This window comes from Pararhodospirillum oryzae (assembly GCF_007992075.1).
In the GTDB taxonomy this organism is placed as follows: domain Bacteria; phylum Pseudomonadota; class Alphaproteobacteria; order Rhodospirillales; family Rhodospirillaceae; genus Pararhodospirillum; species Pararhodospirillum oryzae.
The window spans coordinates 1-5,890 of record NZ_BJZO01000138.1 but is presented as its reverse complement, the minus strand read 5'-3'; the positions used below and the strand labels follow the sequence as shown (position 1 = coordinate 5,890).

Genomic DNA, 5,890 nt, shown 5'->3' with positions numbered 1-5,890 from the left:
TCTAGACGACCATTTCCGCGTCGCCTTCGCTATTCTACTAATGCGTGCAAATTATTCTTGAGAACCCGCAAGTACATGGTTTGTCCTGGATCAGGAGTACTCACTCACTGTCCGCAGGAGCCCGTACAGCCATGCGTGAACCAGACCGTATCATCCGCCTGAAAACCGTCCTTTCGCGAACCGGGCTGTCCCGGTCCACCATCTACCGCAAGATCGCCGAAGGCTCGTTCCCCGCCCGGCTCAGGATCAGCACCAACGGCACGGTCTGGCATGAATCCGACATCAATCGCTGGATCAAGAACCCGGCCGAATGTCGGATACCATGTTCCCATGGGCCGACCGCCCAAGCATGACCTGTCCTTATGGACCGTCACCGACGACTGGCCCCATCCCGTTCCGGTTACCGAGGCCGAGGTTGAGGTGTTCGAGTACTGGTTCGGGGAGCTCTTCGGCGAAATCTTCGACCCCAGCGGTTGATGTCTCCAGCGTTGAAATCCGCCCCTCAGTAGATTATATGTAGTCACATATGACCATGCACGGAGAGGGCGGTATGCTGACCATCAACCTCAGAGACGCCAAGGCTGGATTCTCCAGCCTTGTTGACGAAGCCGTCAAAGGAGAGATCGTGACCATCACCCGTCATGGCAAACCCGTCGCGGCCTTGGTCTCGGTCGAAGCGGCGGAGATCGCACGCAAGGCGCTCGAACGTAAACGGCCGGGCCTCGTTAGCTATCTCAAGACGTTTCCGGGCGGAGAATTCGAGCGTAATCGCACGCCGTCGCGGGATGTCGAGCTTTGAACGGCTTTCTTCTCGACACCAACGTCGTCTCCATGCTGGCGCCGCCCCGGACAGAAGCATCCGCCGACTTCCTCAACTGGCTGGACCACATGGACGGCGAAGGCCGGTTATTCCTGTCGGTCGTCTCCATCCATGAAATCGAGAAGGGGATTGCGCTCCTCGACCACAAGGGGGCAACGATGAAGGCCGCGAGCCTGAAAGCATGGCTCAGCGGTCTGGTCTCCACATATGACGACAAGATCATCAGCTTCGATGTACAGGCTGCCGCTATCGGCGGGCGTCTGGAAGCGAGGGCGCTTGCGGCTGGTCACGACCCCGGCATGGCCGATGCCGTGATCGCCGGTATCGCCGCAGCGCATGAACTCGTCATCGTCACCCGCAATACCAAGCATTTCCTGCCGTTCGGTGTCGCCGTGCTGTCGCCCGACGAGGTCGCCGCCGAAGGAGAGGTGGCCCCGGAAAATCGGACGGGGTGTTAAGCTATCGCCCATTGCGAGCAAGGACATTGAGCAATGGGTAAGGTGACGAGGAAGCGCTACAGCCCGGATTTCAAGGCGAAGGCCTCCGGTCGATGAGCGTCGAGCGGAGGCGACAGATGGTCGAGCCGGAGCATCCCGACCTGTTCATCAGCCGGCAATGCCGGTTGCTCTCCCTCAGCCGGTCGACGTTCCATTACGCGCCGGTCGGGGAAAGTCCGTTCAATCTGGCGCTGATGCGCCTGATCGACGAGGCGTTCCTGGACTGCCCGTTCCATGGGGCGCGGCAGATGATGTGTCATCCGCGCCGCCTGGGCCATGCGGTCGGGGGCAAGCGGGTCGGGCGGCTGATGGCGCTGATGGGGCTGTCGCCCATCTATCAGAAGCCCAGGACCAGCGATCCCCATCCCCAGCACCCGATTTATCCCTATCTGCTGAAGGACATGGCGATCACCCGGCCCAACCAGGTCTGGTGCGCCGACATCACCTATATCCCGATGCGCAAGGGCTTCTTGTATCTGGTGGCGATGATGGACTGGGCCACCCGGAAGGTGCTGGCCTGGACGCTGTCCAACACCATGGAGGCTGATTTCTGCATTGAGGCCTTGCACGACGCCCTGGCCCGCTTCGGCAGGCCGGAGATTTTCAACACCGACCAGGGCAGCCAGTTCACCAGCCCCCGGTTCACCCAGGTGCTGAAGGACGCCGGCGTGCGGATCAGCATGGACGGCAAGGGCCGCTGGATGGACAACGTCTTCATCGAGCGGCTGTGGCGGTCGATCAAGTACGAATGCGTTTATCTGCATGCCTTCGAGACCGCCTCCGAACTCCGGGACGGTCTCGGGCGCTGGATCGGTTTCTACAACTCCGGCAGACCGCATTCATCCCTGGCTGGACGGACGCCCGACGAGGCGTATCATCAACTCGCGCCGACACCGTCTCCGGGGCATGCCCCGGAGACGGTGTCGGGCATCCCGATGGCGGCGTAACAGGAACCGGGCGATAGCTTACAATGACCCCATTCTGTCCAAACAAACGGGACCACCTCTACCTTCCCTCGCCCTCGAATTCTTGGCCTTGCCAACGATCGCAAGACGTTACACAGCTTGTCGCACCGTAATCTGACCAAACCTGGATTCCCGTGGACACACGGCAGGCCCGGACGAGGATGTGCGCACATGAGCAAAGAGAAGGGCGCCAGGGGCTGCGTCAAGGAGATAGACCCGGCCCGCCTTGCCCGCCTCAATGCCGGAGAGGTCGAAGCAGCAACGCTCACCGAATGTCTGGCGGTGGATTTTACCGCCCTCATGAGCAATATCCTGCCGGAAATCGGTACGGACGCCTTGGCCGACATGGAACTTGGCGCGGCGACAGGCATATCCAAACGCATGTCTCTTGCGGCCCGATTAATCCGGAAAAACCTTGGGGACACCGTTGTGGATCGGCTTGGACGGCATCCATCGGACACCGTTCGCGGCTGGGCCTGCTTCATGATCGGGGCAGCCGAAATGCCACTCCCTGACAGGCTCGCGGCAATACGCCCCTATGCCGACGACCTGCATTTCGGTGTGCGGGAATGGTCGTGGCTGGCGGTTCGACCCCACCTCGCCCGCGACCTTGAAAGCACCATTGCTGTTTTGACCAAATGGACCGCAGCCTCGTCGGAGCGTGTTCGCCGCTTCGCTTCGGAAGCGATCCGGCCGCGCGGCGTGTGGTGCGCGCACATCACCGCGCTTAAGGAACAGCCATGGGCTGCACTTTCTGTACTGGAACCGCTTCGCGCAGACCCATCCGCTTATGTACAGAACTCAGTCGGAAACTGGCTGAACGACGCCGGCAAGGACCAACCGGATTGGGTACAGGCTTTATGCGCCCGCTGGTCGACCGAAAGCCCGGCGGGTGCAACGGCGCACATCTGCAAGCGAGCGCTTCGTTCGATCAACCCCGACCTCTAGAAGATCACGCGCCAAACCAGATCCAGGCGCGATACCTTGTCTTTATTTTTGCGTTCAACTTATCCGAAAAGTGGCTCCCCTTTTTCGGGGATCAGGAACCATCCATTTCGGCTGAAAGATGTTCCCCGCCGAAATGGATCCCGTTTCACCGGTTCACGAAGAACATGAATCGATGAGTTAATGCGTTTCCGAAATAAGGAACGCCATCTTTTTCGAAGGAGATGGCGGAGCGGGAGGGATTCGAACCCTCGATACCGGTTTCCCAGTATGACGGTTTAGCAAACCGTTGGTTTCAGCCACTCACCCACCGCTCCGCAGGACCGCGCTGCGTGGCTGGCATCGCGCGGTCGCTTCAGGTATCAAGTTCGCCCCCCCGGGTCAAGCGTCCTGTCTCGCAAATCGAAAAAAAGCGACGTACCGCCCGAAACCAAGCCCCCCCCCACCGGAGGATCGAAAATCCCCCGGGGCGGATCCTCTTGCGGTCGAGGGCCAGCGTCACGGCAGGCGAAAGGACGAACGCGCCCGTGTCAGCCGACGCAAGCCAGGGAGTGGCCGAACATGGCGCGCATCGCCAGCAGGGCCTGGTCGAAGTCGCGGGTGATGGCCAGGGCGGCCCCGCACATCATCAGGTTGTCGATCTGCGAAAAGTCCTCGATCGTCAGCCCCTCGGGATCGCGCCACGTGTTGTTCTCGCGCGTGACCCGGCCCCGGTAAAAAGCCACCACCCGGTCCACGTACTCGCCGCTTTCCGAGGTATAGCCCACCACTGGCTTGCCGAGCGCGGCCGCGAAGCCCATTTCGAACGCGGTGCCCCCATCCATCGACGGCCCCCGGAACGGGTTCATGTTGGCGATCAGGCCGTCACAGCCGCGGATCAGGTCCACGTTGGCCACGTAGATCGCCTGCGCCTGGTCGGGGGCCGTCAGCCCTTCCAGGTCCACGGCGCCGTCAAGGGGGAAGACCCCCTCCAGCCCGTGGGCCGCGCATCGTTCCTTGAGAGTGCGCGCGCGCCGCGCCGCGTCGGGCAGAAAGACATCCGGCCCCGCCAGATAGACCCGCTTCTGGCCCGTGCCCTGCCCTGCTTCGGTCTTGACCGAGAGTCGCATCGGAGTTGCCTTTCCTGTCCAGGCCACGGCCCCGCGCCAGGCTTCTTGATGTTTCATCATACCGCAACCTCTTCACGGCCTTCACCCAAAAAACACAGTTACGTGCCGTGAAACCGGCATATCCCCCCTGGTTTCCCCTCTTGGTCCGAAGCCTGCCCTGACGTGTGTCCAACGGGCGCGCGCAACAACTGCAGGATCTCGAAGCGCCCTGCCCCAGGGGTTGGATACCCCCGCCGCGCCTTGGGACGACTCGACGAAGCGGGGCCGGATTGGGTGCGACACGTTCATGACGGGGCCCGTTCCCTCTGGCCAAGGATCGGGGACGAGGGCATGGTGAAGGCTCTTTCCGAGCGGGGCCTGGCCCCGCCCGCCCGCGCTTCCCGAGGATGCCCATGAGCCTGTCCGTCACCGTGATCCCGGTCACGCCCTTTCAACAAAACTGCACCCTTCTGGTGTGCGAGGCCACCCGCCGCGCCGCCCTGGTCGATCCCGGCGGCGAACCCGACGTCCTGATGGCCGCCCTGACCCGCGCGGGGGTCACCCTGGAACGGGTGCTGCTCACCCACGGCCATGTCGATCACATCGGCGCCGTGCCCGCCTTGCGCCGGCGGTTTCCCGTCCCCGTCGAGGGACCGCACCGGGAGGATGCCTTCTGGATCGAGGCCGTTGCCGACCAGGCCCGCCATTTCGGCCTGGAAGACAGCGAACCCTTCGAGCCCGACCGCTGGCTGGTCCACGGCGACACGGTCCAGGTCGGCGAGGAAACCTTGCAGGTGCTCCATTGCCCGGGCCATACCCCCGGCCACGTCGTGTTCTTCCACGAACCCGGGCGCCTCGCCCTGGTTGGCGACGTTCTGTTTCGCGGCTCGGTCGGGCGCACCGACTTCCCGCGCGGCAACCATGGCGACCTGATCGCCTCCATCCGCGAACGTCTGCTGCCCCTGGGCGACGACGTCACCTTCATCCCCGGTCACGGGCCCCGCTCCACCTTCGGGGACGAGCGCATCACCAACCCGTTCATCGGCCCCCATCCGTAAGCGGAACCGCCCCCATGCCCGGCCCGATCACCCTTGGCCCCTATGGCCCCCTCGATCACGACGGCCTCGTCGCGCTGATCTTGCCCATTCAGCGCGAGGAGTTCGGCATTCCGATTACCCTGGCCGACCAGCCGGACCTTGACGCCATCCCCGCCTTCTACCAGACCGGGGCCGGGGAATTCTGGGTGGCCCGGCACGAAGGCCAGGTGGTTGGCTCCATCGCGCTCAAGGACCTGGGGGCGGGGCTGGGGGCGTTGCGCAAGATGTTCGTGGCCGCGCCCTACCGGGGTCGGGACTGGGGGGTGGCCCGGGCCCTTCTCGTCACCTTGATTGATCACGCCCGGGCGCACGGGATGACCCGCCTTTACCTGGGCACCACCGACCGTTTCCTGGCCGCGCACCGTTTCTATGAACGCGAGGGCTTCCAGCGCGTGGAGCCCGAGCAGTTGCCCCCGGTCTTTCCACGCCTGGCCGTGGATACGCGCTTTTACACCCTGGCCCTGGGGGCCTGAGCGCT

7 protein-coding genes, 1 tRNA gene and 1 pseudogene are annotated in these 5,890 nt (G+C 63.3%); 7 read left to right on the top strand and 2 right to left on the bottom strand.

The features are described 5' to 3' along the window. Nucleotides 1-131 precede the first annotated feature (131 nt). The 5 genes and pseudogenes from ROR02_RS15805 (at nt 132) to ROR02_RS15785 (ending at nt 3,230) form a co-directional block, all read left to right on the top strand. Nucleotides 132-353, top strand: coding sequence for a helix-turn-helix transcriptional regulator (locus ROR02_RS15805; protein ID WP_147165011.1), 222 nt, complete (start codon nt 132-134; stop codon nt 351-353). A gap of 197 nt (nt 354-550) precedes the next feature. Continuing rightward, nucleotides 551-799 (top strand): type II toxin-antitoxin system Phd/YefM family antitoxin, encoded by a 249-nt coding sequence (locus ROR02_RS15800; RefSeq protein ID WP_147165010.1) that lies wholly within the window; start codon nt 551-553, stop codon nt 797-799. After that, nucleotides 796-1,278 (top strand): type II toxin-antitoxin system VapC family toxin, encoded by a 483-nt coding sequence (locus tag ROR02_RS15795; RefSeq protein WP_147165009.1) that lies wholly within the window; start codon nt 796-798, stop codon nt 1,276-1,278. Before ROR02_RS15800 ends, ROR02_RS15795 begins: the two co-directional genes overlap by 4 nt. A gap of 77 nt (nt 1,279-1,355) precedes the next feature. Then, nucleotides 1,356-2,264, top strand: a pseudogene (locus ROR02_RS15790) (IS3 family transposase); the annotation flags it as partial. A gap of 189 nt (nt 2,265-2,453) precedes the next feature. Then, entirely contained in the window at nt 2,454-3,230 is a 777-nt protein-coding gene (locus ROR02_RS15785; RefSeq protein ID WP_147165008.1) for a DNA alkylation repair protein, read from the top strand. A 222-nt stretch (nt 3,231-3,452) separates the two neighbouring features. Here ROR02_RS15785 and ROR02_RS15780 read toward each other — a convergent pair. Both ROR02_RS15780 and ROR02_RS15775 read right to left on the bottom strand, forming a co-directional pair. Continuing rightward, nucleotides 3,453-3,544 (bottom strand) — tRNA-Ser (locus ROR02_RS15780). A gap of 213 nt (nt 3,545-3,757) precedes the next feature. Beyond that, nucleotides 3,758-4,336, bottom strand: a complete 579-nt coding sequence (locus ROR02_RS15775) for a nucleoside 2-deoxyribosyltransferase (RefSeq protein WP_147165007.1) — start codon at nt 4,334-4,336, stop codon at nt 3,758-3,760. 392 nt (nt 4,337-4,728) lie between these two features. On the opposite strand from ROR02_RS15775, the gene ROR02_RS15770 reads away from it, so the two are divergent. After that, nucleotides 4,729-5,373, top strand: coding sequence for an MBL fold metallo-hydrolase (locus ROR02_RS15770; protein WP_147165006.1), 645 nt, complete (start codon nt 4,729-4,731; stop codon nt 5,371-5,373). Nucleotides 5,374-5,387: 14 nt separating this feature from the next. Continuing rightward, on the top strand, nt 5,388-5,885 hold the full coding sequence (locus tag ROR02_RS15765) for a GNAT family N-acetyltransferase (protein ID WP_147165005.1): 498 nt from the start codon (nt 5,388-5,390) through the stop codon (nt 5,883-5,885). The last annotated feature ends 5 nt before the right edge of the window (nt 5,886-5,890 follow it).